Genomic DNA, 23026 nt, shown 5'->3' on the forward strand with positions numbered 1-23026 from the left:
AGATCCTGAATCGCGCTTAACCTGCTGAGAGCAAGGTAAATTAACGGGAGCGCGTTCAGGATGACACTGTGTTCGTTGGTGTTTTGTGCCGGAAGAAGCTTTTATGCTTTCGGATGGTATATTCAATAAGAGCTGTGTTGTTTGATATGCACGTACTGTTTCCACACGCCGGGTCATCCTGAACTTGATTCAGGATCTTCTGTCAGCGTGTCGTATCGCTAAAGCGCCAGCAACTCAATGTACCCGCTGCAACAAAGAAGAGTCGCTACCGCGAGGTGAGTTTTATCCTTGTGGAGAGCAGATCCTGAATCGCGCTTAACTTGCAGAGAGCAAGGTAAATTAACGGGAGCGCGTTCAGGATGACATTGTGTTCGTTGGTGCTTTGTGCCGGAGGGAGCTTTTATGCTTTCGGATGGTTTATTCAATAAGAGCTGTGTTGTTTGATATGCACGTACTGTTTCCACACGCCGGGTCATCCTGAACTTGATTCTGGATCTTCTGTCAGCGTGTCGTATCGCTAAAGCGCCAGCAACTCAATGTATCCGCTGCAACAAAGAAGAGTCGCTACCGCGAGGTGAGTTTTATCCTTGTGGAGAGCAGATCCTGAATCGCGCTTAACCTGCTGAGAGCAAGGTAAATTAACGGGAGCGCGTTCAGGATGACACTGTGTTCGTTGGTGTTTTGTGCCGGAAGAAGCTTTTATGCTTTCGGATGGTATATTCAATAAGAGCTGTGTTGTTTGATATGCACGTACTGTTTCCACACGCCGGGTCATCCTGAACTTGATTCAGGATCTTCTGTCAGCGTGTCGTATCGCTAAAGCGCCAGCAACTCAATGTACCCGCTGCAACAAAGAAGAGTCGCTACCGCGAGGTGAGTTTTATCCTTGTGGAGAGCAGATCCTGAATCGCGCTTAACTTGCAGAGAGCAAGGTAAATTAACGGGAGCGCGTTCAGGATGACATTGTGTTCGTTGGTGCTTTGTGCCGGAGGGAGCTTTTATGCTTTCGGATGGTTTATTCAATAAGAGCTGTGTTGTTTGATATGCACGTACTGTTTCCACACGCCGGGTCATCCTGAACTTGATTCTGGATCTTCTGTCAGCGTGTCGTATCGCTAAAGCGCCAGCAACTCAATGTATCCGCTGCAACAAAGAAGAGTCGCTACCGCGAGGTGAGTTTTATCCTTGTGGAGAGCAGATCCTGAATCGCGCTTAACCTGCTGAGAGCAAGGTAAATTAACGGGAGCGCGTTCAGGATGACATTGTTCCTGCTGGTGGCTTTCTGCCATCCTGAATTCGCTAAGCCGCTACTGCCACTCCCCCCGCAGTTCCGATACTTTCTTATGCATCAGTTCATTGGTGGCCTCGTGGCCACATACCGGTTCACCGGCTTCGATCTCAAGGCGTGACCAGAAGCGGGCAGGGAAGCCGCTGCATGCTGCACCGTTATGGCGGCTGAAGAAGCTGCCCCACAGGCCTTTCAGGGCCAGTGGTACCACGGGTACCGGCGAGCGGCGCAGTACCAGGTCCATGCCGCGCATGAACTCGCGCATTTCACCGTTGTGGGTCAGGCGGCCTTCCGGGAAGATACACACCACTTCTCCGGCATTAAGGGCTTTTTCAATTGCCACAAATGCCCGGCGTACAGAGCGGGAGTTGGTGCCGTCAATTGGGATCACACCGGCGTTTTTCAGCATGCGGCGGATGGGTTTGAAGGTGGCGTACTCTTCTTCCATTACAAAGCGGATATGGCGTTTGGAAGCGCCAATCAGCAGCGGGGCATCCATATAGCTGACGTGGTTACACACCAGCAGCGCACCGCCGGTTTCCGGGATGTGGTGGAAGTTTTTCACTTTGATCCGGTACATAGTGCGGGTAAAGGCTTTCAGTACCAGGCGACCCATATACATAGGTGACTGCAGATAGGCTTCTGCCGCGACCGCGATATTCAGGATCGCCAGCAGGGTAAACAGCTGCAGGATACTCAGTTCAAGCACCGAAAGACACACGATCCCCAGTACCGCACTGCCGACCATAAAGATGGCGTTGTAGATGTTGTTGGCTGCGATGATACGCGCCCGCTCTTCTTTTCTGGCCCGGGTCTGCATCAGGGTATACAGCGGTACGATAAACAGGCCGCCGGATGCTCCCAGCATCAGCAGGCTGATAAAGACAGGCCACAGCTCTGGAGTGGAGATGAATTGTACAAAATTTTCTGCCGGGGCCAGGCCTGTGGGCACTGTCATCGCCATAGACATGCCAAACACACTGATCCCAACACCGCCGATAGGTACCAGGCCCATTTCCAGTTTGTGGTTGGAGATCTTATCGCAGGCCATTGAACCTACAGCAATGCCCACAGAGAACAGTGCCAGCAGGAAAGAAACTGCGCTTTCATTACCGAGCAGGTGAATCTTGGTGAAGTTCGGGAACTGAGTCAGGTAACACGCGCCCAGGAACCAGAACCAGCTGATCGACAGGATCGCGTGGTGCACTTTGTCATCGCGTTTGGCAATTTCCAGGGTGTGTTTGGTCTGCGAGTACGGGCGCCATTTGAAGTGTGCGTCCGGGTTATGAGGCGGTGCCAGTGGGATCTGACGGCTTGCCAGATAACCGAGAATCGCGAACAGTACCACACAACCGGCAGCCACAAGTTCTGCGTTTTCAGCAGAGGCAATCACGCCTGCGCCCAGGGTACCGAGCAGAATAGCCAGGAAAGTGCCGGTTTCTACCAGGGCATTACCCGGTACCAGTTCACCTTTTTTCAGGTGTTGGGGAAGCAGGGCATATTTTACCGGACCAAAGAAGGCCGACTGAGTACCCATCAGAAACAGCAGGGCCAGCAGGATAAAGTAGCTTTGGGTGATAAAGCCAATCGCACCCAGCATCATGATCACGATTTCAGCCTGCTTTACTTTGCGGATAAACCAGGCTTTTTCATATTTGTCTGCCAGTACGCCCGCGGAAGCTGAGAAAAGGAAGAAAGGCAAAATGAACAGCCCGGCCGCGAGGTTGATAAACAGGTTACTGGACACCGGCAGCGCGCCCGCGCCGGCAAAGGCGACAAACAGCAACAATACGTTTTTAAAAATATTGTCGTTAAATGCGCCAAAAAACTGGGTAATAAAATATGGCAAAAACCGGCGGCTTTTTAACAGAGCGCCAGGAGAGTGTTCAGACATGGTATTCCTTTACGCCCGCCAGGCAGTGAGATAGTTGGCCAACAGATTGTCGATGAGTATTTTACCTTCCACCGGAGACGATGAGAAGAACTTGTCATCCACACTGAGCAGGGTAATGCCGTGAACGCCCGCCCACAATACCCGGCTGGCTTCTTCGACATTTTTGGGTGTGCCAGGAACCAGTTGGATCAGCAGTTCTTCAAGCATGCCGGTCATGGTGCTGATGCGCTTCGTTTGCCATTCCGGCAGCTCCTCGCCGTTCATGGTGTGCTGAAAGATCAGCTGCCAGCGGTGCGGGTGAGCCAGGGCAAAGTCGTGGTAGCAGTAGGCCAGTTTATGCAGGGCGTCTACGGGGTTAGTCGCACCGGAAACGCTGTCGGCCGCTTCAGCTGAGAGCTCGTCCAGAGTCTGGGCGACGGCGTGAAGCAGAAGCAGGTTATAGTTGCCGAATACGTTGACCAGGGTGCTGGGTACATAACCGATCATGTTCGCGATTTTTCGCAGGCTGAGCTCGTGATGAGGGTGCTCTTCGAGGAAGTTTTTTACATTTTCCAGCGTGAGTGCTATCAGCTCTTCGCGGGTGTGATCGTTACGTCTGGCCATGATAAGTATATAAAATAGAACAATGTTCATTATTTTAGGGTTCGCTTATCACAGGGTCAAGCAGACAGGGCTGCTCAATCGCAATATTCTGAAACATTGATCTCAGGTTGTTATGTATCTTTGTCGAATGTGAACCGCTATGATGACAGCGAACTATTACAATTAACTATCCCTTCGAGGAGATTATGAAACGTATTCTTGCCATGGTTGCGCTGCTGATGGTAGCGGTGACCACAACTCCAATAGCGGAAGCAAAGAAGTTTGGCGGTGGTAAGTCTTTTGGTAAGAGCTTCAAAACGGCTCCGGCACCAAAGCAGAAACCAACCAATACCAACACCATTAAACAGGATCAGACCAAGAACGCATCCAGCAAGAAAGGGCTGATGGGTGGTCTGCTTGGCGGCCTGCTGGCTGGTGGTCTTCTGGCAGCATTCTTTGGTGGCGCATTCGAGGGTATCCAGTTTATGGATATTCTGATCATGGGTCTTATCGCCTGGTTTGCGTTTAAGTTCCTTCGCGGCATGCTGGGGGCGAAGCAGGGCAGCATGAATCAGCAGCGCCAGAGCTATGCAGGCGCAGGCGTGAACAACGATATGTTCCGCAACCAACAGCCTCAGTCGAACGTGCACAACTTCGAGCAGCCTCAGGCAAGCAGTGGCTTTGGCAGCGCAGGCACTTCAGATGTGCCGCATAACTTCCCTCCGGGCTTTAACCAGTCTGCGTTTGTAAACGGTGCCCGTGAGCACTACCGCATTCTTCAGGGCGCATGGAACCACAATCAGCTGGAAACCATCTCTGAATACGTGTCACCTGGCCTGTTTGAAGACCTGAAAGCAGAGCGTGCAAAACTCGAAGGCGAGCAGCACACCAACGTAATGTACGTGGACGCAGAAATTGTCCGCGCTGACTACGACGCATCAATGGCGCAACTGAGCCTGCAGTTCAGCGGCCGTTACCGCGACGATGTGGAAGGTGTCGAAGAAGACATCACCGATATCTGGCACCTTGAGCGTGACCTGTCCGTGCCGGATGCTCCATGGCTGATTGTGGGTATTCAGGCTTAATCCTGATTCCATTACCAGACTTAATTACCAAACCCGCGCCGATTGACGCGGGTTTTTTATTGCCGGTCATACCAGTGACTGAGATCGCCTTTATTCCCGTTTGCTGCATAATTAACCTGATCAGGATCACAGCCTGAATTATTACTGATACTTTCGTTTTTAAATGGCGCTATTATCTTCATCGAAACGTATCGATGAGTTTTTGTTTCCTCAAATCGAAACGTATCGATGATAGAACCTCACGCTGTTACAAGAGGCAAAAAATGAAAAAAAGTACCCTGATTAATGCTGACCTCTCTTACCTTGTTGCCACTTTAGGTCATACGGATGAGGTAACCATTTGTGATGCCGGACTGCCGATCCCTGCGCATGTTCGCCGTATTGACCTTGCCCTGACCCATGGTGTGCCAGGCTTTCTTCAGACGGTTCAGGTAATGCTGAGTGAAGCTCAGGTTGAATCGGTGATCATGGCGGAAGAGTTTGCCAAAGTGAGCCCGGAGCTTCACCTGGCGCTGCTTGCTGAACTGGACGCGGAAATGAAGCGTACCGGCCGTGAGATCGCGGTGGAATACATCAGCCACGAAGCATTTAAAGCCCGTACTCACCAGAGCCGCGCTGTGGTGCGCACCGGTGAATGTACGCCTTATGCCAACATTATTTTTCAGTCTGGTGTGGTTTTCTGAGAAAGGACCAACTTATGACCCAAGCAATTTTACAGCTCAATGCGATTGAAAAAGCCTTCCCCGGGGTGAAAGCGCTGGATAAAGCCAGCCTGAACGTTTACCCGGGCCGGGTAATGGCATTGATGGGTGAAAACGGAGCAGGGAAGTCTACCCTGATGAAAGTACTCACCGGGATTTACAGCAAAGACGCCGGCTCGGTTCACTACCAGAGCCAGGAGTGTGCGTTCGGTGGCCCGCGGGACTCTCAGGAGGCCGGGATCAGCATTATCCATCAGGAGCTGAACCTTATTCCTGAACTGACTATCGCAGAGAACATCTTCCTCGGCCGTGAGAAAACCGGCGCGTTTGGCCGCATCCTGTGGGATGAGATGTACAGTGAAGCAGACAAACTGCTTAAACGCCTGAATGTCCGTCACAGCTCTCATACCCCGTTGGGTGATCTGAGCCTGGGCGAGCAGCAGATGGTAGAGATCGCCAAAGCGCTCTCGTTCGAGTCGAAAGTCATCATTATGGATGAGCCGACCGATGCCCTGACCGATACGGAAACCGAGTCGCTGTTCAGTGTGATCCGCGAGCTGCGTGAACAGGGCTGTGGCATCGTCTACATCTCTCACCGTCTGAAAGAGATCTTTGAGATCTGCGATGACATCACCGTACTGCGTGACGGCCGTTTTATCGGTGAGCGTGAAGTCGCCGATACCGACGAAGATACCCTGATTGAAATGATGGTAGGGCGCAAGCTGGACGAGCAGTACCCAAGGGTCGATGTCCGCCACGGCACCACCTGTCTTGAAGTGAAAGGGGTGACCGGCAGTGGCGTTCATGATGTGAGCTTCAGCCTGGACCACGGCGAGATCCTGGGTATTTCCGGCCTGATGGGGGCGGGACGCAGCGAGCTGATGAAAGTGATCTACGGTGCGCTGCCACGGGAAGCGGGTGAGATTGTTCTGCACAATAAAGTCGTTAATCCTGTCAGCCCGCGTGATGGCCTGGCTAACGGTATCGCCTATATTTCTGAAGACCGTAAAGGTGATGGCCTGGTGCTGGGACTGTCGGTGAAAGAGAACATGTCGCTTTGTGCGCTGGACCAGCTCTCCAACTCGATGCAGATTCGCCACCACGATGAAGTGACTGCGGTGGAAGACTTTATCCGCCTGTTCAATATCAAGACCCCGACCCGGGATCAGATCATCGGTAACCTTTCCGGCGGTAACCAGCAGAAAGTGGCGATAGCCAAAGGGCTGATGACCAGACCGAAGGTGCTGATCCTCGATGAACCGACCCGTGGTGTCGATGTCGGGGCCAAGAAAGAGATTTACCAACTGATCAACCAGTTTAAAGCGGACGGCATGAGTATCATTCTGGTCTCATCAGAGATGCCGGAAGTTCTGGGAATGAGTGACCGTATTCTGGTGATGCACGAAGGGCGCATTACCGGTGAGTTCACTGCCGAAGAGGCAGATCAGGAAACGCTGATGGCTTGCGCGGTCGGCAAAGTGAGGAAGTAGCATGAGTACTGAAACCATGAATACCCCAAAGAGCAAAACCAAATTTAACAAAGAGTGGCTGATCGAACAGAAATCTCTGATTGCACTGATTTTTCTGATTGCGGTGGTCTCGTTTTTAAACCCTAACTTTTTTACCGTCGACAACATCTTAAATATTCTGCGTCAGACCTCGGTTAACGCCATTATTGCGGTAGGTATGACCCTGGTAATCCTGACCGCCGGTATTGACCTGAGTGTCGGCTCGGTACTTGCGCTGTGTGGTGCCCTTGCGGCGAGCATGATTGCGCTGGAGGTTCCTGTGCTGGTGGCCGTACCGACGGCACTGCTTGCCGGTGCGGCACTGGGTGCCATCAGCGGCATTATTATCGCCAAGGGTAAAGTGCAGGCGTTTATCGCCACCCTGGTGACCATGACCCTGCTGCGCGGCGTGACCATGGTGTACACCGACGGACGACCAATTTCGACCGGTTTTACCGACACCGCTGACGCCTTTGCGTGGTTTGGTACCGGCTATGCACTGGGTGTACCTGTGCCGGTGTGGCTGATGGCTATTGTATTTGCTGCGACCTGGTACCTGCTTAATCACACCCGCTTTGGCCGTTATGTTTACGCGCTGGGTGGCAATGAATCTGCAACCCGTCTGTCGGGCATCAGCGTTGACCGTGTGAAGATCGGTGTTTACGCCATCTGTGGTCTGCTGTCTGCACTGGCTGGCATTATTGTTACCTCACGCCTCTCCTCGGCTCAGCCGACGGCGGGTATGGGCTACGAGCTGGACGCCATCGCGGCGGTAGTGCTTGGCGGTACCAGCCTGGCCGGTGGCCGCGGACGTATCATGGGAACCCTGATCGGTGCCCTGATCATCGGATTTTTGAATAACGCTCTGAACCTGCTGGATGTCTCCTCTTACTACCAGATGATTGCTAAAGCTGTAGTGATCCTGCTGGCGGTACTGGTAGACAACAAAAATAAGTAACGGGCATACATAGCCCAAAATCACAAAGGACGATAACGATGAAAAAGATAGCAACCCTCCTCTCTGCTGCCGTACTGTCTGCTTCAGTTTCTGTAGCTGCCCAGGCGCAGGATACCCTGGCGATTGTGGTCTCAACCCTTAACAACCCTTTCTTTGTCACCATGAAGGATGGGGCAGAAGCAAAAGCGAAAGAGCTGGGTTACAAACTGATCGTACTGGACTCGCAAAACGACCCGAGCAAAGAGCTTTCTAACGTGGAAGACCTGACGGTTCGCGGCGTAAAAGCCATCCTGATCAACCCAACCGATTCTGACGCGGTATCTAACGCCATCCGTATGGCAAACCGCTCTAAAGTGCCGGTACTGACTCTGGACCGTGGCGCAAGCCGTGGTGAGGTAGTGAGCCACATCGCGTCTGACAACGTGGTAGGCGGCGAAATGGCTGGTCACTTTATCGAAGCAAAACTGGGTTCAGACGCGAAAGTTATCCAGCTGGAAGGCATCGCGGGTACTTCAGCGGCGCGTGAGCGTGGCGAAGGCTTCATGAACGCGGTTAAAGGCACCAAGATGCAGCTGCTGGCAAGCCAGCCTGCTGACTTCGACCGTACCAAAGGTCTGAACGTAATGGAAAACCTGCTGGCAGCTAACCCGGATGTACAGGCGGTGTTTGCTCAGAACGATGAGATGGCACTGGGCGCACTGCGCGCGGTACAGGCTTCAGGTAAAGACGTACTGATCGTTGGCTTTGATGGCACCGATGACGGTATCGCAGCGGTGAAACGCGGCAAACTGGCTGCAACCGTTGCTCAGCAGCCGGACATGATCGGTGCCCTGGGTATCGAAACCGCTGACAAAGTACTGAAAGGTGAAAAAGTTGCAGACTACATCCCTGTACCTCTGAAAGTGATCACTGAGTAATACACATTTCCCCGGTGCCTTCATTTATCCCTGTAGGTGGCACCGGGGACTTTTCTCCCTCAATTGAAGAGAGCTTATCGGTTTAGCGATTGCCCGTTAAACCCATGTGCTTTCCACGCGAACCAAGGATTAAGATATGAATAAGTTGGTGGTATTAGGTAGTGTTAACGCTGACCATGTATTGCAGGTGCCTTCGTTTCCCCGCCCGGGTGAGACCCTGCATGGTCGCAGCTATCAGGTTATTCCAGGCGGTAAAGGCGCCAACCAGGCGGTGGCTGCCGCAAGACTGAAGGCCGATGTGGGCTTTGTTGCCTGTGTGGGTGATGATGCGTTTGGCATCAATATCCGCGAGAGTTTTAAACACGACGGTATTAACACCCGTGGTGTGAAGCTGCAACCAAACTGTCCGACCGGGATCGCGATGATCCAGGTTTCTGACAGCGGTGAGAACAGTATCTGTATCTCAGCCGAAGCTAACGCGAAGCTGACCGCAGAGCGGCTGAGTGAAGATCTTGAACAGATCGGTAACGCTCATTATCTGCTGATGCAGCTGGAAACCCCGCTGGACGGTATCGAGCTGGCGGCGAAAACCGCCAAACAGAACAAAACCAATGTGATCCTGAACCCGGCACCAGCCCGTGAGCTGCCGGACAGCCTGCTTGAGTGCGTGGATGTGATCACCCCGAACGAAACCGAAGCCGAAGTGCTGACCGGCATCGCGGTGACCGATGATGATTCTGCCCGTGAAGCCGCCGATGCGCTGCACCGCAAAGGTATAGAGGTGGTGATGATCACCCTGGGCGCGCGCGGTGTGTGGGTCAGTCAGAACGGCCGTGGTGAGATAATTCCGGGCTTTAAAGTCGAGCCGGTTGACACCACCGCAGCAGGCGATACCTTTAATGGTGCGTTAGTGACTGGTTTATTAGAAAAGATGCCTTTAGAATCAGCTATTAAGTTTGCCCATGCGGCGGCGGCGATCTCCGTCACCCGCTTTGGCGCGCAGACATCGATCCCGACCCGTGAGGAGGTCGATGCGTTTCTAAGCCAGCATCAGTAATCAAGGAGAGCATCCATGGCGTCAATGAAAGATATTGCCAGACTGGCCGGAGTATCCACATCCACTGTCAGCCATGTGATCAACAAATCCCGCTACGTGAGTGAAGAGATCTCCGAGCGGGTAATGAAAGCCGCCAGGGAGCTGAACTACACGCCGTCAGCCCTGGCGCGCAGCCTTAAGATGAACCGCACCCGCACCATCGGGATGCTGGTGACCACCTCTACCAACCCTTTCTTTGGCGAAGTCGTAAAAGGCGTTGAGCGCCGCTGCTATCAGCAGAACTACAACCTTATCCTGTGTAACACCGAAGGGGACGCCGATCGGATGCGCTCTTCTATCGATACCCTGCTGCAAAAACGGGTCGATGGCCTGGTGCTGATGTGCTCAACCCTGGAAGGGGAGCGGATCGATGTGTTCGAGCTCTACCCGGACCTGCCGGTGGTGGTGATGGACTGGGGTCCTATCCACTTTGCCAGTGACAAGATTCAGGATAACTCTTTCCATGGTGGCTATCTTGCTGCCCAGCACCTGATTGACTCCGGGCATAAAGAGATCGGCTGTATTACCGGTCCGCTGAACCGTCACCAGGCGCAGATGCGTTACGAAGGCTATAAGCGGGCGATGAACGAAGCCGGTCTTGAAATCAAACCGGAATGGATCGTCGAATCCGACTTTGAATGTGAAGGTGGCGCTCAGGCGTTCAACACCATGCAGGGCAGGGGAGCACTGCCAGGCGCACTGTTTGTTTCCAACGACATGATGGCGATGGGCGTGATCAACGCTGCAGCCAGAGCCGGGGTTTCTATTCCTGATGACCTTTCCATCGTCGGTTACGATGACATCCACATCGCGAAGTTTATGACCCCGGCACTGACCACAGTGCACCAGCCAAAGTATCGCCTGGGTCAGGCGGCGGTGGATACGCTGCTGAATAAGATTGATAAGGTGACCAGCGATGCGCAGGTCGTGCAGCTGGAGCCTACGCTGGTGGTAAGGGATAGTGTGAAGGTGCTAAACTGAAGTTTATTGACTGAAGAGTTGTGAAGCCCGGCCCGTATGCGCCGGGCTTTTTTTGTTCCCCCAGGGTTGTGGTTTCTGGGCTGCAGTGATCTGCAGGTACTAAAAAGCCCGCCATTTTGGCGGGCTTTGCTTTATCAGCTAATCGCGATTAAGCGTTCGCGTCGTCAGCTTGTTTAGCCTGGATCGCAGTCAGAGCAACGGTGTAGACGATGTCGTCAACCAGTGCGCCACGAGACAGGTCGTTTACAGGCTTACGCATGCCCTGAAGCATTGGACCGATAGATACCAGGTCAGCAGAGCGCTGTACCGCTTTGTAAGTGGTGTTACCGGTGTTCAGGTCCGGGAATACGAATACGGTCGCTTTACCCGCTACTGGCGAGTTAGGCGCTTTAGAAGCCGCTACGTTTTCCATGATCGCTGCGTCGTACTGCAGAGGACCGTCGATTACCAGGTCAGGGCGTTTAGCCTGAGCCAGTTTAGTCGCTTCACGTACTTTATCTACGTCTGCACCCTTACCAGATTCACCGGTAGAGTAAGAGATCATTGCAACGCGTGGGTCGATACCGAACGCAGCAGCAGAATCTGCAGACTGGATAGCGATTTCAGCCAGCTGCTCAGCAGTTGGATCAGGGTTGATCGCACAGTCACCGTAAACCAGAACCTGGTCAGGCAGCAGCATGAAGAATACAGAAGATACGATAGACGCATCTGGTGCAGTCTTGATGATCTGGAACGGAGGAACGATGGTGTTCGCAGTCGTGTGAACAGCACCAGATACCAGGCCGTCAACTTCGTTGTTTTCAAGCATCATGGTGCCCAGGAATACAGAATCCTGCAGCTTCTCACGAGCAACAACTTCAGTCATGCCTTTCGCGCCACGCAGCTCAACCAGACGGTCAACGTAGTTTTCACGTACTTCGTCAGAGTTGATGATTTCTACGCCAGCACCCAGCTCAACGCCCTGCTGCGCAGCAACACGACGGATTTCATCAGGGTTACCCAGAAGTACACAAGTCGCGATACCGCGCTCAGCACAGATAGCTGCAGCTTTAACGGTACGTGGCTCATCACCTTCAGGAAGAACGATGCGTTTAGCCGCTTTACGGGCAAACTCGGTCAGCTGGTAACGGAATGCTGGTGGGCTCAGACGACGGATGCCTTCAGTGCCTTCAGTCAGAGAATCGATCCATGGGCCATCGATGTGGCTTGCAACGTGCTCGTTGATGAACTCGATACGCTCTTTGTCGTCAGCCGGTACTTCCAGGCTGAAGCTCTGCAGGTTCAGGGAAGTCTGCCAGGTGTTACCCTGCGCCTTGAAGATAGGCAGGCCGGTTTCAAACGCTGGCTTACACAGTTCCATTACTTCTGCAGGCATGTCGTAGCCGCCGGTCAGCAGTACTGCACCGATTTCAACGCCGTTCTTTGCAGCAAGGGCTGCAGCAACGATTACGTCTGGACGGTCAGCTGAAGTTACCAGCAGTGAGCCTGGTTTGAAGTGCTCGATCATGTGTGGCAGAGAGCGTGCACAGAAAGTGATGCTCTTGATACGGCGTGACTCGATTTCACCTTCGTTAACGATCTCAGCGTTCAGGTGCTTAGCCATGTCGATTGCGCGGGTAGCGATCAGGTCGATGCTCCATGGCACGCAACCCAGTACACGGATTGGGCTGGTGTTGAAGATCTGCATCACTTCCAGTTGGTTCTTCTGTGCGCTGTCAGCGTCGTCGAAGATTTCAGACAGGTCTGGACGGGTACGGCCCGCTTCATCTACAGGTGCGTTCAGCTTGTTGATGATTACGCCAGAGATGTTTTTGTTCTTGGTGCCGCCGAAGTTAGAGCATGCAACTTCGATGCGCTCTTTCAGCTGTGCTGGGTTGTCAGTACCTGGAGTAGCAACCAGTACGATTTCAGCGCCCAGGGTTTTCGCGATTTCTGCGTTCACCTGGTTTGCGAATGGGTGCTTACGGGTAGGTACCAGACCTTCGATCAGAGTTACGTCTGCATCGTTGATTTGGTTGTAACGCGCTACTACGGTTTCCAGCAGTACGTCCATCTTGTCGTTACCGATCATGTTCTCGGCTTCAGACATTGGCATTGGCTGCGCAAGTTTGATGTCGCTGCTGTTGCCGATGATGGTAGAAGTTAGATCAGGCTGGTCGCCGCCGTGACGTGGCTGTGCGATTGGCTTGTAGAAAGAAACTTTAACGCCTTTGCGTTCCATAGAACGCAGAACACCCATGCTAACACTGGTTAGACCAACACCAGCGCTGGTAGGGATAAGCATAATAGTACGGGACATGTGAGGAGTTCCTCTGACTATTCTTATACAAAGCCCGGGTTATTGTTATAAAGGGGGCCCGGACGACAAATAGAAAACTGGCTAACTTTCGTTAGCCAGTTTCTTTAGATTAGATACCTGTCAGACGTGCAGTATCTTCAGCGATAACCAGCTCTTCGTTGGTAGAGATTACCATCGCTGGAATGCGGCTGTTTTCAGAAGTGATTACACCTTCGCCACCGAAGCGTGCTTTCAGGTTCGCTTCGCCATCCAGCTCGATGCCGAATACGCCAAGACGGTTCAGAACCATCTCACGGATTGGGCCAGAGTTCTCACCGATACCACCGGTGAATACGATAGCGTCCAGACGACCTTCCAGAGTTGCAGTGTAGCCAGCAACGTATTTAGCCAGACGGTGGCAGAATACGTCCATTGCACGGGTAGCTTCTTCTTTTTCGCCGTAGTTGTCTTCAACGAAACGACAGTCAGAAGTAACGCCGGTAAGACCCAGCAGGCCTGACTCTTTAGTGAACATAGTGTTGATCTGGTCAACGCTCATGTTTAGCTTGTCGTGCAGGTGGAACATAACTGCCGGGTCCAGATCGCCACAACGGGTACCCATTACCAGACCTTCAAGCGGAGTCAGACCCATAGAAGTGTCTACAGACTTACCGTTTTTGATTGCACATACAGATGCGCCGTTACCCAGGTGACAGTTGATGATGTTCAGCTCTTCAACTGGCTTGTCCAGGATCTTCGCACACTCACGGGTGATGAACAGGTGAGAAGTACCGTGAGCGCCGTAGCGACGGATACCGTGGTCTTTGTAGAGGTTGTAAGGAAGTGCGTACAGGTACGCTTCTTCAGGCATTGTTGTGTGGAAAGCAGTATCGAACACAGCAACGTTTTTCAGCGCCGGGAATGATTTTTGTGCTGCTTTGATACCAATGATGTGTGCAGGGTTGTGAAGTGGTGCGAAAGTTGCCGCGTCTTCGATACCTTTTAGTACTTCATCAGTGATAAGTGCAGACTTAGTGAACTGCTCGCCGCCGTGTACAACACGGTGACCGATAGCTGCCAGGTTGTCAGCCAGTTCTGGTTTGGAAGCAATAATAGTTTCTACCATGAACGCCAGAGCTTCTTCGTGAGCAGCACCGTTACCCAGTTGTGCTTCGTGTTTGCCATCAAGTTTCCACTTGATACGTGCTTCAGGAAGGTGAAGACATTCAGCAAGGCCTGTTAGGTGCTCGTTGCCGTTTTCTGCGTCAACGATAGCGAACTTAAGAGAAGAACTGCCGCAGTTCAAAACTAAAACTAGCTTAGACATGAGTGATTACCTGTTTTGGTCTGATAAATCAGTTAAGAGTGAAAATCAATCACAAGAATAGGCGGAGCATTGCTGTCCCGCCTATCCCTGTCAAAATCTTGAATTTCCGTATATTGAGACACATCTACGTCTTAACGATGTGCTTGCTGTCCTGGCAAAATGGCTCAAGTATGTTGCTTAAATTGTAAATAACCGCAACAATGAGATTGAGGCACAGCTAAGGATAGCGATAATGGCCCAATATAACAAAAATATTTGAGAGCATTTTAACTAGAATCAATTTTTTTGCAGCTTTTTTTTAAACGTTGCACGATTATTTTAGTGGGAGGTGGGGATGAGTAATAAAGTCGGATGGATTCACAGCCTTAAAGATGGTCAGAAGTACATGGATATCTGGCCGGTGCGCAAAGAGCTGGCACCTCTGTTTCCCGAACAGCGTATTATTAAAGCGACGAAGTTCGGTATCAAGGTTATGCCTGCGGTCGCCGCGATCAGCGTGCTGACCCAGATGGCATTCAGCAACCCTCAGGCAATGCCGCAGGCGATTGTGATCGCACTATTTGCTATCAGTATGCCGCTGCAGGGGATCTGGTGGCTGGGTAACCGCTACAATACACAACTGCCGCCTGCGCTGGCTGGCTGGTATCGTGAAATTCATGGCAAAATTCTTGAGTCAGGTGGCGCGCTTGAGCCCCTGAAAGCCAAACCCCGTTATAAAGAGTTGGCAATGATCCTTAACCGCGCTTTCCGTCAGCTGGACAAATCCGCACTCGAACGCTGGTTCTGATCGCCTCTTTTAACCCGGAGCGTACCCCGCGCTCCGGTATCATTGTTTCTTCTTGCTTCTTTCTTCTCTCTTCTCTCTGTCTCGTTGCCTCGTTGTCTCGTTATCTACTCTCTTTCTCGCTTTCTGCTCTCTCCATCCCTGTTCCTTATAACTAAGTGATTTGTTAGTCCGTTGCGACTCTTTGCTTTATTTTTGGCCAGTTAGCTGGTATGGATATGTACACTTGCGTAAAAATTTACGTACAGATACAAAAATAATTATTTCATGGATGAGCATTGACCGGGTTTTCCCGGAGCTTGTTTGAATCAAGGAGTCAAGATGAAAGCAAATCACCTGTTAGTTGCAGCCTGCCTGGCCGGCGCTGCGATGATCACCACCGGCAGTGCGATTGCCAAAACGGCAAAAGTGGCGGTATCCCAGATTGTTGAACACCCTGCGCTGGACGCGACCCGTCAGGGCCTGCTCGATGGCCTTAAAGAGAAGGGCTATGTTGAGGGTAAAAATCTCGAGTTCGATTTTAAGACCGCGCAGGGCAACCCGGCTATTGCGGTACAGATCGCCCGCCAGTTTGTGGGTGAGAAGCCGGATGTGCTGGTTGGCATCGCAACGCCTACTGCTCAGGCGCTGGTCTCTGTTACCCGCAATATTCCGGTTGTATTTACCGCTGTAACAGACCCGGTGGGCGCAAAACTGGTTAAGAAACTGGATAACCCGGGCAAAAACGTAACGGGTCTGTCTGATCTCTCTCCTGTTGACCAGCACGTGGCGCTGATTCAGGAAATCATGCCTTCGGTGAAGTCCATTGGTGTGGTGTACAACCCGGGTGAAGCGAACGCCGTCAGCCTGATGGATCTGCTGAAAGCGTCAGCAGAGTCCCGCGGGATCGTTCTGGTTGAAGCGACCGCGCTGAAAAGTGCTGACGTTCAGTCTGCCACTCAGGCAATTGCAGCCAAGTCAGACATCATCTATGCACTGATTGATAACACAGTTGCCAGTGCGATCGAGGGCATGATTGTCGCCGCTAACCAGGCAAAAACCCCGGTGTTTGGCGCAGCCACTTCTTATGTAGAGCGCGGCGCTGTGGCCAGCCTTGGTTTTGATTACTACCAGATTGGCGTTCAGACCGCCGATTACGTGGCTTCTATCCTGGAAGGGGCCGACCCGGGCAGCCTGGACGTGAAAGTAGCGAAAGGTTCGGATCTTGTTATCAACCAGACTGCGTCCAAAAAACTGGGTCTGGTCATTCCTGAATCTGTTATGGCGCGGGCAACCAGCGTCGTTAAATAACGCAACAGAAAAAGATAAGAGGCAGCGGGCTTTCGGGCCCGCTTATCACAAGGAGTAGTTATGTCTGCGTTTGCGTTTTTCGGTGCGCTGGAGATAGGCCTTATCTATGGTCTGGTGGCACTGGGTGTTTACCTGACCTTCCGGGTGCTCGATTTTCCGGATCTGAGTGTGGATGGCAGTTTCCCTATGGGTGCGGCGGTAGCAGCAACCGCGATTGTTGCCGGGATCAATCCATGGCTGGCGACCGCGCTGGCGATTGTTGCAGGTGCAGCAACCGGCTGGGTGACGGCGTTTCTTACCGTGCGCTGTGGCATCCTTCACCTGCTGGCGTCCATTCTGACCATGATCGCGGCCTTTTCGGTCAATATCCGCATTATGGGACGGCCGAACATGGCGTTGCTTGGTGAAGATACAATCCTGACACCATTTGAGTCCATGGGGGATGCGATGTACATCCGTCCTCTGGTGGTTGGGGTACTGGTTGTTCTCTCGGCGCTGTTTGTGGTTCGCCTGCTTAACAGTGACTTTGGCCTCGGTATGCGTGCGACCGGTGTCAATGCCCGTATGGTGTCGGCTCAGGGTGCCAGCACCGCGTTCTACACCTATTTCTGTCTCGCGCTTTCTAACGGTTTTGTGGGCTTTGCCGGAGCCCTGTTTGCCCAGACCAACAGCTTTGCAGATGTGACCTCTGGTGTGGGAACCATAGTGGTTGGCCTCGCGGCTGTGATCCTGGGTCAGACGCTGATCCCGGGGCGTAAAATCTGGGTGGCTGTGGTCGCGGTGATCGTCGGTTCGGTGCTGTACCGCCTGGCAGTCGCGTTCGCGCTCAGCTCGGGCATGTTTGGTCTTCAGGCATCGGACCTGAACATCGTGACCGCGGTTCTTGTCGCCCTTGCGCTGGTGGCACCGAAAATGAAAGGAAGCCTGCGCGCAAAAAAGCGTGCTAAGCCGGTTGCGGCTAAGTCAGTGGTCAGTCGCAAGGAGGCAGTATGATCCATTTAGAAGATATTCAGGTGACGTTTAATGCCGGGACAGTGCTGGAAAACCGGGCGCTGCGTGGTGTAGACCTTACCGTGCCTGAACATCAGTTTCTGACCGTGATTGGCTCTAACGGTGCGGGTAAGTCTACCCTGCTTGGCGCGGTGACCGGTGAAACCCCGATGGCCGGAGGACGGGTGCTGATTGATGACGCTGATGTTACCGGCTGGAGCGTTGACCGGCGCGCAGCTCAGTGCGCGAGAGTGTTTCAGGACCCGCTTGCAGGTACCTGCGGTGACCTGACCATCGAAGAGAATATGGCGCTGGCGTATATGCGTGGCAAAAGGCGGGGCTGGAAGCTCTCCCTGTCGGGAAACCGGCGTAAGCTGTTTCAGGAAAGGATCAGTATTCTCGGGCTTGGGCTTGAAGACCGCCTCGGTGACAGTATCGGCCTGCTTTCCGGTGGGCAGCGTCAGGCGGTCAGCCTGGTGATGGCGACACTATCGGACAGCAAACTCTTGCTGCTCGATGAGCATACCGCTGCGCTCGACCCGCGTATGGCGGCGTTTATCATCGACCTGACCAAAAAGATCGTCAAAGAGTTTAATTTGACGGTGATGATGGTGACTCACTCGATGAAAGATGCGCTGGCCTGTGGCGACCGTACCGTGATGCTCCACCAGGGCGAAATTGTACTCGATGTGGCTGGTGAAGAGCGGGCTAATATGCAGGTTCCGGATCTGCTGGAGATGTTCTCAAAAGTGCGCGGAGAAGAGCTGACTGATGACAGTTTGTTACTGAGTTAACTGTCAGAAACTACGCCTTGTTACTCATCCTATCCCCCTTATTCAAAGGGGGATTTTTTATGTTCACTGTTGCTCTAGACTGGAACGATACCCTGCATATAAGAGCAAAAAAACAATGACGATTCCCTTTCTGTTTCACTCCCAGGCCGATGGTCTGAAAACCGATGGTGACAGACTTACAGTCACGCTGAAAACCGAAGACCAGATGTTTGAAAAGGTGCTGCTGCGCTGTGAACCTGACAACGAAGAGATGCTGCTGGAGATGCAGCCGGCAGGCCGTGAGGGCAGGCTGAAACTGTGGCAGGTCAGCTTTACCGCCAACCATGACCAGGACCTGACTCATTACCTGTTTAAAGTCCTGTGTGGCAATCGCTCTTACTGGCTCGATGACCGGGGCGTGCACAAGCGTATGCCAGGCCGAGAGTACCACTTCAAGTTCAACCGTAATCATCAGCCGCCGTCCTGGGTCTCTGAGCAGGTGTTTTATCAGATCTTCCCGGAGCGCTTTTGTAATGGTAAGCCGGAGATCAGCGTAAAAGAGGGAGAGTACGCGGTGAAAAACGGTACCCGTCCGGTGGTGGCCAAACAGTGGGGTGAACCGACAGGATGCCATACGGGGATGGGAGGTGCCGAGTTCTACGGCGGTGATCTGTACGGGATCGGCAGTAAGCTGGACTACCTGCAGGAACTGGGGGTAACAACCCTGTACCTGAATCCGGTTTTCAGTTCGCTCAGTAACCATAAGTATGACACCACAGATTATTTTTCAGTCGACCCGCACTTTGGTAACAATGAGTATTTTGCGCAGCTGTGTAATGACATTCACCAGCGTGGCATGAAAATCGTGCTCGATGCGGTGTTTAACCACACTTCTGCGGATCACCCCTGGTTTGATATGCAGGGTAAAGGGGAGGGCGGGGCATACCATAACCCGTGCTCTCCTTACCGTGATTACTATTTCTTTGATGGCGACAGTAAAGACTACTCTGCCTGGAAAGGTGTGCAGAACCTGCCGGTACTGAATTTCAGTCATCAGCCGGTGCGCGATTATATCTACCAGGGGGACCAGGCGGTGATCCGTCACTGGCTGCGCGAGCCGTATAAGGTGGACGGCTGGCGTTTTGATGTGATCCATATGCTGGGTGAAGGCGAAGGGGCAGCCAATAACGCCCATTACGTGCAGGCGTTCCGCCAGGCGACCAAAGAGGAGAACCCGCAGGCTTATGTGCTGGGTGAACACTTCTTCGAAGCTTCCCAGTGGCTGAAGGGCGACCAGGAAGATGGCGCGATGAACTATTACGGCTTTGCTCATCCGGTGCGCGCGCTGCTGGCGGGTAAAGACATTGCTTATCACCCAACGCAGCTTGATATGGAAGAGTTTGTTGAGTGGGTGACCGAAGCCAAAGCCCGGGTGCCGTTTGCCAACCAGTTGGCTCAGCTTAACCAGCTCGACAGCCATGATACGGCGCGCTTTCTGACCACCCTGGGTGATGATGAAGCGAAAATGAAGCTCGCTTCGGTGCTGCTGTTTGCTTACCCCGGTACCCCATGCCTCTATTACGGTACTGAAGTCGGCCTTCAGGGCAGCCACGACCCGGATAACCGCCGCTGCTTCCCGTGGGAGCGGGTGGAAACCTCGCCGTGGCTGGATTTCTATAAACAGCTTATTGCGCTTCGCCGTGAGCGGGTGTCCCTGCAGTCCGGCGCTCTGGTGTCCCTGTATTGTGATTCTCAGGTCTGGGTATTTGGCCGGCAGAAAGAGGGGGAAGTCACCCTGTGTGCATTCAATCTGTCTGAGCAGGAGGCGCAGCTCAACATCCCGGTGTGGAAGCTGGGGATTGAGAAGGGAGAAGCGGTCAGCCTGATGGACGACTCAGAAGGCTGGGTCGGAAATGGATTTATGTCCCTGACTCTGGCACCGGCATCCGGGATGCTGTTCGGTATCAAATAGCTTTTCTGGCGGTATAACGTATAATCGTTACCCGTTGTCATCCTGAGTGTCGCAAGGTGCTCAGGATTTTTATTGTTAAGCTCATAAAGTTCTGCCCATGCCATTTAAGCGCTATTTTAGTCTGCGAACTATCGCTCTTGCCCCGTTACTTTTGGCCATGTTAGTGGTTATGGTTATTGTCGGGGTTTACTCAGACAGATTGAAACAGCAGGTAGAAGATGAGTTCTACCGCGTTGAATCGGCCCTGACGAGAGGGGCAAAAGTGATAACAGCCCTGGATTACAGCCTCAGTAATCAATTGGATAACGGAGGCGGGCTCAGGGTCGCCCATAAGTTTGAGTTTAAGGAAGGCTTCTGTTTTATTAAGCCAACCGAGGACTACGTTCGTACTAAAGAAAAAATGGCCGATATTCCGGCGGTAGATATTGATTACCTGATCACCGCCCGGGCTGAGTTGTGTCATTTGTCTGATGAAGACAGTCTGGTCTATGACCGGATCTCACTTGCACCGCTGCTCTCTTTTCTGAATGACCTTGACCCTTATATTTTTAGTGTTCGCTATGCCGATCGCAGCGGCTATGTTATGTCTTCTCCGAAAGATTATGCCGGGCAGATGACGGAAGAGAAGTTTGATGAAATCATGCTTAGCCCGTTCTGGCTTATTACTTCAGCGGATAAACGCAGCATAGAGGTTGTTGGCCCGGAGTTTTCCCCCGAATACAGGCATAACCTCCTTAGCTTTATTACCTCGGTGACTCACCAAGACAGTCAGGTGGGGTTGCTGGCACTGGATATTGACCTGAATGTGCTTTTGGCAGAGAGCTACTACGCCCGCAGACCGATAGGGATAGCAGATATGATCGAACAGGGGCTGCCCGGCGATACAATCTGGTCACACAAGCTGGTGATTGAGGGGCTGGAATTTGATCACTATCTCTATTATCAACTCAATTGGCCCTTTGAGATAGGACGTTTTCTGGAAGAAGAGAAATACGGCCTTCTCCTGACCTTTATTCTCTATTTGCTGAGTGTCGTGTTTCTGTTTTTTGTGAACTCAAATATTGAAAAGCTCTACTTTAAAGATATGGCCAGCCGCGATCCGATGACCGGGCTGTACAATCGTCGTGGGATGGAGCAGTACTGGGAGAGTATGCCCCGGAGTGTCTATCGTGGCATCATGGTGCTCGACCTGGATGACTTTAAGAAGATCAACGACAGCTATGGTCACGACTGTGGTGACAAGGTGATTTGTTACGTCGCCCGCCGGCTGGAGCGCTTTGTTGGCGAACGGGCAGCGGCTGCCCGTTTTGGCGGAGAAGAGTTCGTGGTGGCGTTTTCTGCCGACAGTCAGGAAGAGGTGTATGAGTGGGCTCTTCAGGTACATAAAGCTGTGAGTGCCGGTTCATCGGGTGTGGTTGAAAACGGTTTTACCGCATCTGGCGGCGTGTCGGTCAGGCGGGAGCTGCAGCCGGATTTTGTCGCTCTGTTTAAGGCGGCAGATAATAATCTCTACCGCGCCAAAGAAAACGGCAAGAACCAGGTGATTTTCTAACAGACGGCTTCGGCCTGTTCCAGCTCTCTCAGTGCCACTTCCAGCCGCTCAACGATAGGGGCGGCTTTGTTAAAGGTACGGATCTCACGAAACAGTGCATTTGCCTGCGGGTACTCCTGCTTCAGGTAGCTGAACCACTGTTTAACCCGGTTAGGGTAGTACAGGCCTTTATCACCTTTGATTTCATACTCTGAGTAGCGCAGCATCAGGGCCAGCACCTCTTCCCACGGCATCGCGTTGTGGTTGTACTTCACCATGTTGCCAAGGTTTGGCACGTTGAACGCGCCGCGGCATACCATTACAGAATCGACGCCGGTCATTTCAACACAGCGCTTTGCGTCGTCAAAGCCCCAGATTTCACCGTTGGCGGTTACCGGGATGGAAAGGCGCTTTGCTACTTCCCCGATATATTTCCATTTGATTTCGCTGGCTTTGTAGCCACCGAGCTTGGTCCGGCCGTGAATAGTCAGGCCGTTGGCACCGGCGCTGGCGATGGCGTCTGCTATCTCATGGCAGTCTTCCGGGTTTTCCCAGCCCAGGCGGATCTTGGCGGTAACCGGAATTTCAGCAGGCACGGCTTTCCGGCAGGCAGAAACGATCTGATGAATAAGCTCAGGCTCTTTGAGCAGCACGGCACCACCACGGCTCTTGTTGACGTTTTTGGCCGGGCAGCCAAAGTTCAGGTCGATACCTTTGGCACCCAGATCAGCGCAGCGAATGGCATTTTCTGCCATCCAGTGCGGATCCTGGCCAAGCAGCTGGACGTGGACAGGTACGCCGGAGCGGGTCTGAGAGCCCTGCTCCAGTTCAGGACAGAGGCGGGTAAATACATGGTCAGGCAGCAGCTGGTCAACTACGCGGACAAATTCGGTGACGCACAGGTCATAGTCGTTGAGCTCTGTTAACAGCTCGCGCATCAAATGATCCAGTACGCCCTCCATCGGGCCAAGTACAACCTGCATAGTATTCCACCTCATAAAATTGAGGCGGAATTGTAGAGTGGCACCCGGGAAAAGTCACGATTTACTTCCCCGGGGCCTTACAGAATGG

General features: G+C 52.7%; 18 protein-coding genes. 13 read left to right on the forward strand and 5 right to left on the reverse strand.

All coding sequences use genetic code 11. The annotated features are described in order from the left end of the window. Positions 1-1307: 1307 nt before the first annotated feature. Both ACVB80_RS12540 and ACVB80_RS12545 read right to left on the reverse strand, forming a co-directional pair. The gene (locus tag ACVB80_RS12540; RefSeq protein WP_481081627.1) at positions 1308-3182 is read right to left on the reverse strand and encodes an MFS transporter; all 1875 of its coding nucleotides are present in this window, start codon (positions 3180-3182) and stop codon (positions 1308-1310) included. A gap of 9 nt (positions 3183-3191) precedes the next feature. After that, the gene (locus ACVB80_RS12545; protein ID WP_481081853.1) at positions 3192-3785 is read right to left on the reverse strand and encodes a TetR/AcrR family transcriptional regulator; all 594 of its coding nucleotides are present in this window, start codon (positions 3783-3785) and stop codon (positions 3192-3194) included. A 185-nt stretch (positions 3786-3970) separates the two neighbouring features. Here ACVB80_RS12545 and ACVB80_RS12550 point away from each other — a divergent pair, with 185 nt between their 5' ends. From ACVB80_RS12550 to ACVB80_RS12580, 7 genes are all read left to right on the forward strand, one after another. Continuing rightward, positions 3971-4849, forward strand: coding sequence for a Tim44 domain-containing protein (locus ACVB80_RS12550; RefSeq protein WP_481081628.1), 879 nt, complete (start codon positions 3971-3973; stop codon positions 4847-4849). Positions 4850-5112: 263 nt separating this feature from the next. Continuing rightward, positions 5113-5532, forward strand: a complete 420-nt coding sequence (gene rbsD / locus ACVB80_RS12555) for a D-ribose pyranase (protein WP_481081629.1) — start codon at positions 5113-5115, stop codon at positions 5530-5532. A gap of 14 nt (positions 5533-5546) precedes the next feature. Continuing rightward, positions 5547-7040 (forward strand): ribose ABC transporter ATP-binding protein RbsA, encoded by a 1494-nt coding sequence (gene rbsA / locus ACVB80_RS12560; protein WP_481081630.1) that lies wholly within the window; start codon positions 5547-5549, stop codon positions 7038-7040. Position 7041: 1 nt separating this feature from the next. Further along, a complete protein-coding gene (rbsC, locus tag ACVB80_RS12565) occupies positions 7042-8016 on the forward strand; it encodes a ribose ABC transporter permease (RefSeq protein ID WP_481081631.1) in 975 nt (324 codons plus the stop codon). 38 nt (positions 8017-8054) lie between these two features. Further along, positions 8055-8933: a ribose ABC transporter substrate-binding protein RbsB gene (gene rbsB, locus ACVB80_RS12570; RefSeq protein ID WP_481081632.1), complete on the forward strand. Its 879-nt coding sequence runs from the start codon at positions 8055-8057 to the stop codon at positions 8931-8933. Positions 8934-9069: 136 nt separating this feature from the next. Next, complete coding sequence (rbsK, locus tag ACVB80_RS12575) at positions 9070-9990, forward strand: ribokinase (protein WP_481081633.1); 921 nt, start codon at positions 9070-9072, stop codon at positions 9988-9990. A 15-nt stretch (positions 9991-10005) separates the two neighbouring features. Continuing rightward, complete coding sequence (locus ACVB80_RS12580) at positions 10006-11010, forward strand: substrate-binding domain-containing protein (protein ID WP_481081634.1); 1005 nt, start codon at positions 10006-10008, stop codon at positions 11008-11010. 148 nt (positions 11011-11158) lie between these two features. Here ACVB80_RS12580 and pta read toward each other — a convergent pair whose 3' ends face one another. Together pta and ACVB80_RS12590 are read right to left on the reverse strand one after the other, a co-directional pair. Further along, a complete protein-coding gene (gene pta, locus ACVB80_RS12585; RefSeq protein WP_481081635.1) occupies positions 11159-13309 on the reverse strand; it encodes a phosphate acetyltransferase in 2151 nt (716 codons plus the stop codon). A 109-nt stretch (positions 13310-13418) separates the two neighbouring features. Then, a complete protein-coding gene (locus ACVB80_RS12590; RefSeq protein ID WP_481081636.1) occupies positions 13419-14615 on the reverse strand; it encodes an acetate kinase in 1197 nt (398 codons plus the stop codon). A gap of 334 nt (positions 14616-14949) precedes the next feature. Here ACVB80_RS12590 and yfbV point away from each other — a divergent pair, with 334 nt between their 5' ends. The 6 genes from yfbV (at position 14950) to ACVB80_RS12620 (ending at position 21976) form a co-directional block, all read left to right on the forward strand. Beyond that, the gene (gene yfbV, locus ACVB80_RS12595) at positions 14950-15402 is read left to right on the forward strand and encodes a terminus macrodomain insulation protein YfbV (RefSeq protein ID WP_481081637.1); all 453 of its coding nucleotides are present in this window, start codon (positions 14950-14952) and stop codon (positions 15400-15402) included. Between the two features lie 318 nt (positions 15403-15720). After that, positions 15721-16689 (forward strand): ABC transporter substrate-binding protein, encoded by a 969-nt coding sequence (locus ACVB80_RS12600; RefSeq protein WP_481081638.1) that lies wholly within the window; start codon positions 15721-15723, stop codon positions 16687-16689. A gap of 60 nt (positions 16690-16749) precedes the next feature. Further along, entirely contained in the window at positions 16750-17682 is a 933-nt protein-coding gene (locus tag ACVB80_RS12605; protein ID WP_481081639.1) for an ABC transporter permease, read from the forward strand. Beyond that, positions 17679-18473: an ABC transporter ATP-binding protein gene (locus ACVB80_RS12610; protein WP_481081640.1), complete on the forward strand. Its 795-nt coding sequence runs from the start codon at positions 17679-17681 to the stop codon at positions 18471-18473. Before ACVB80_RS12605 ends, ACVB80_RS12610 begins: the two co-directional genes overlap by 4 nt. A gap of 115 nt (positions 18474-18588) precedes the next feature. After that, the gene (gene malZ / locus ACVB80_RS12615) at positions 18589-20424 is read left to right on the forward strand and encodes a maltodextrin glucosidase (protein WP_481081641.1); all 1836 of its coding nucleotides are present in this window, start codon (positions 18589-18591) and stop codon (positions 20422-20424) included. Between the two features lie 169 nt (positions 20425-20593). After that, on the forward strand, positions 20594-21976 hold the full coding sequence (locus ACVB80_RS12620; protein WP_481081642.1) for a diguanylate cyclase: 1383 nt from the start codon (positions 20594-20596) through the stop codon (positions 21974-21976). Here ACVB80_RS12620 and dusC read toward each other — a convergent pair. Continuing rightward, entirely contained in the window at positions 21973-22938 is a 966-nt protein-coding gene (gene dusC / locus ACVB80_RS12625) for a tRNA dihydrouridine(16) synthase DusC (RefSeq protein WP_481081643.1), read from the reverse strand. The genes ACVB80_RS12620 and dusC overlap by 4 nt on opposite strands. Between the last annotated feature and the right edge of the window lie 88 nt (positions 22939-23026).

Source organism: Vibrio sp. 9-16B-A1 (genome assembly GCF_056726165.1).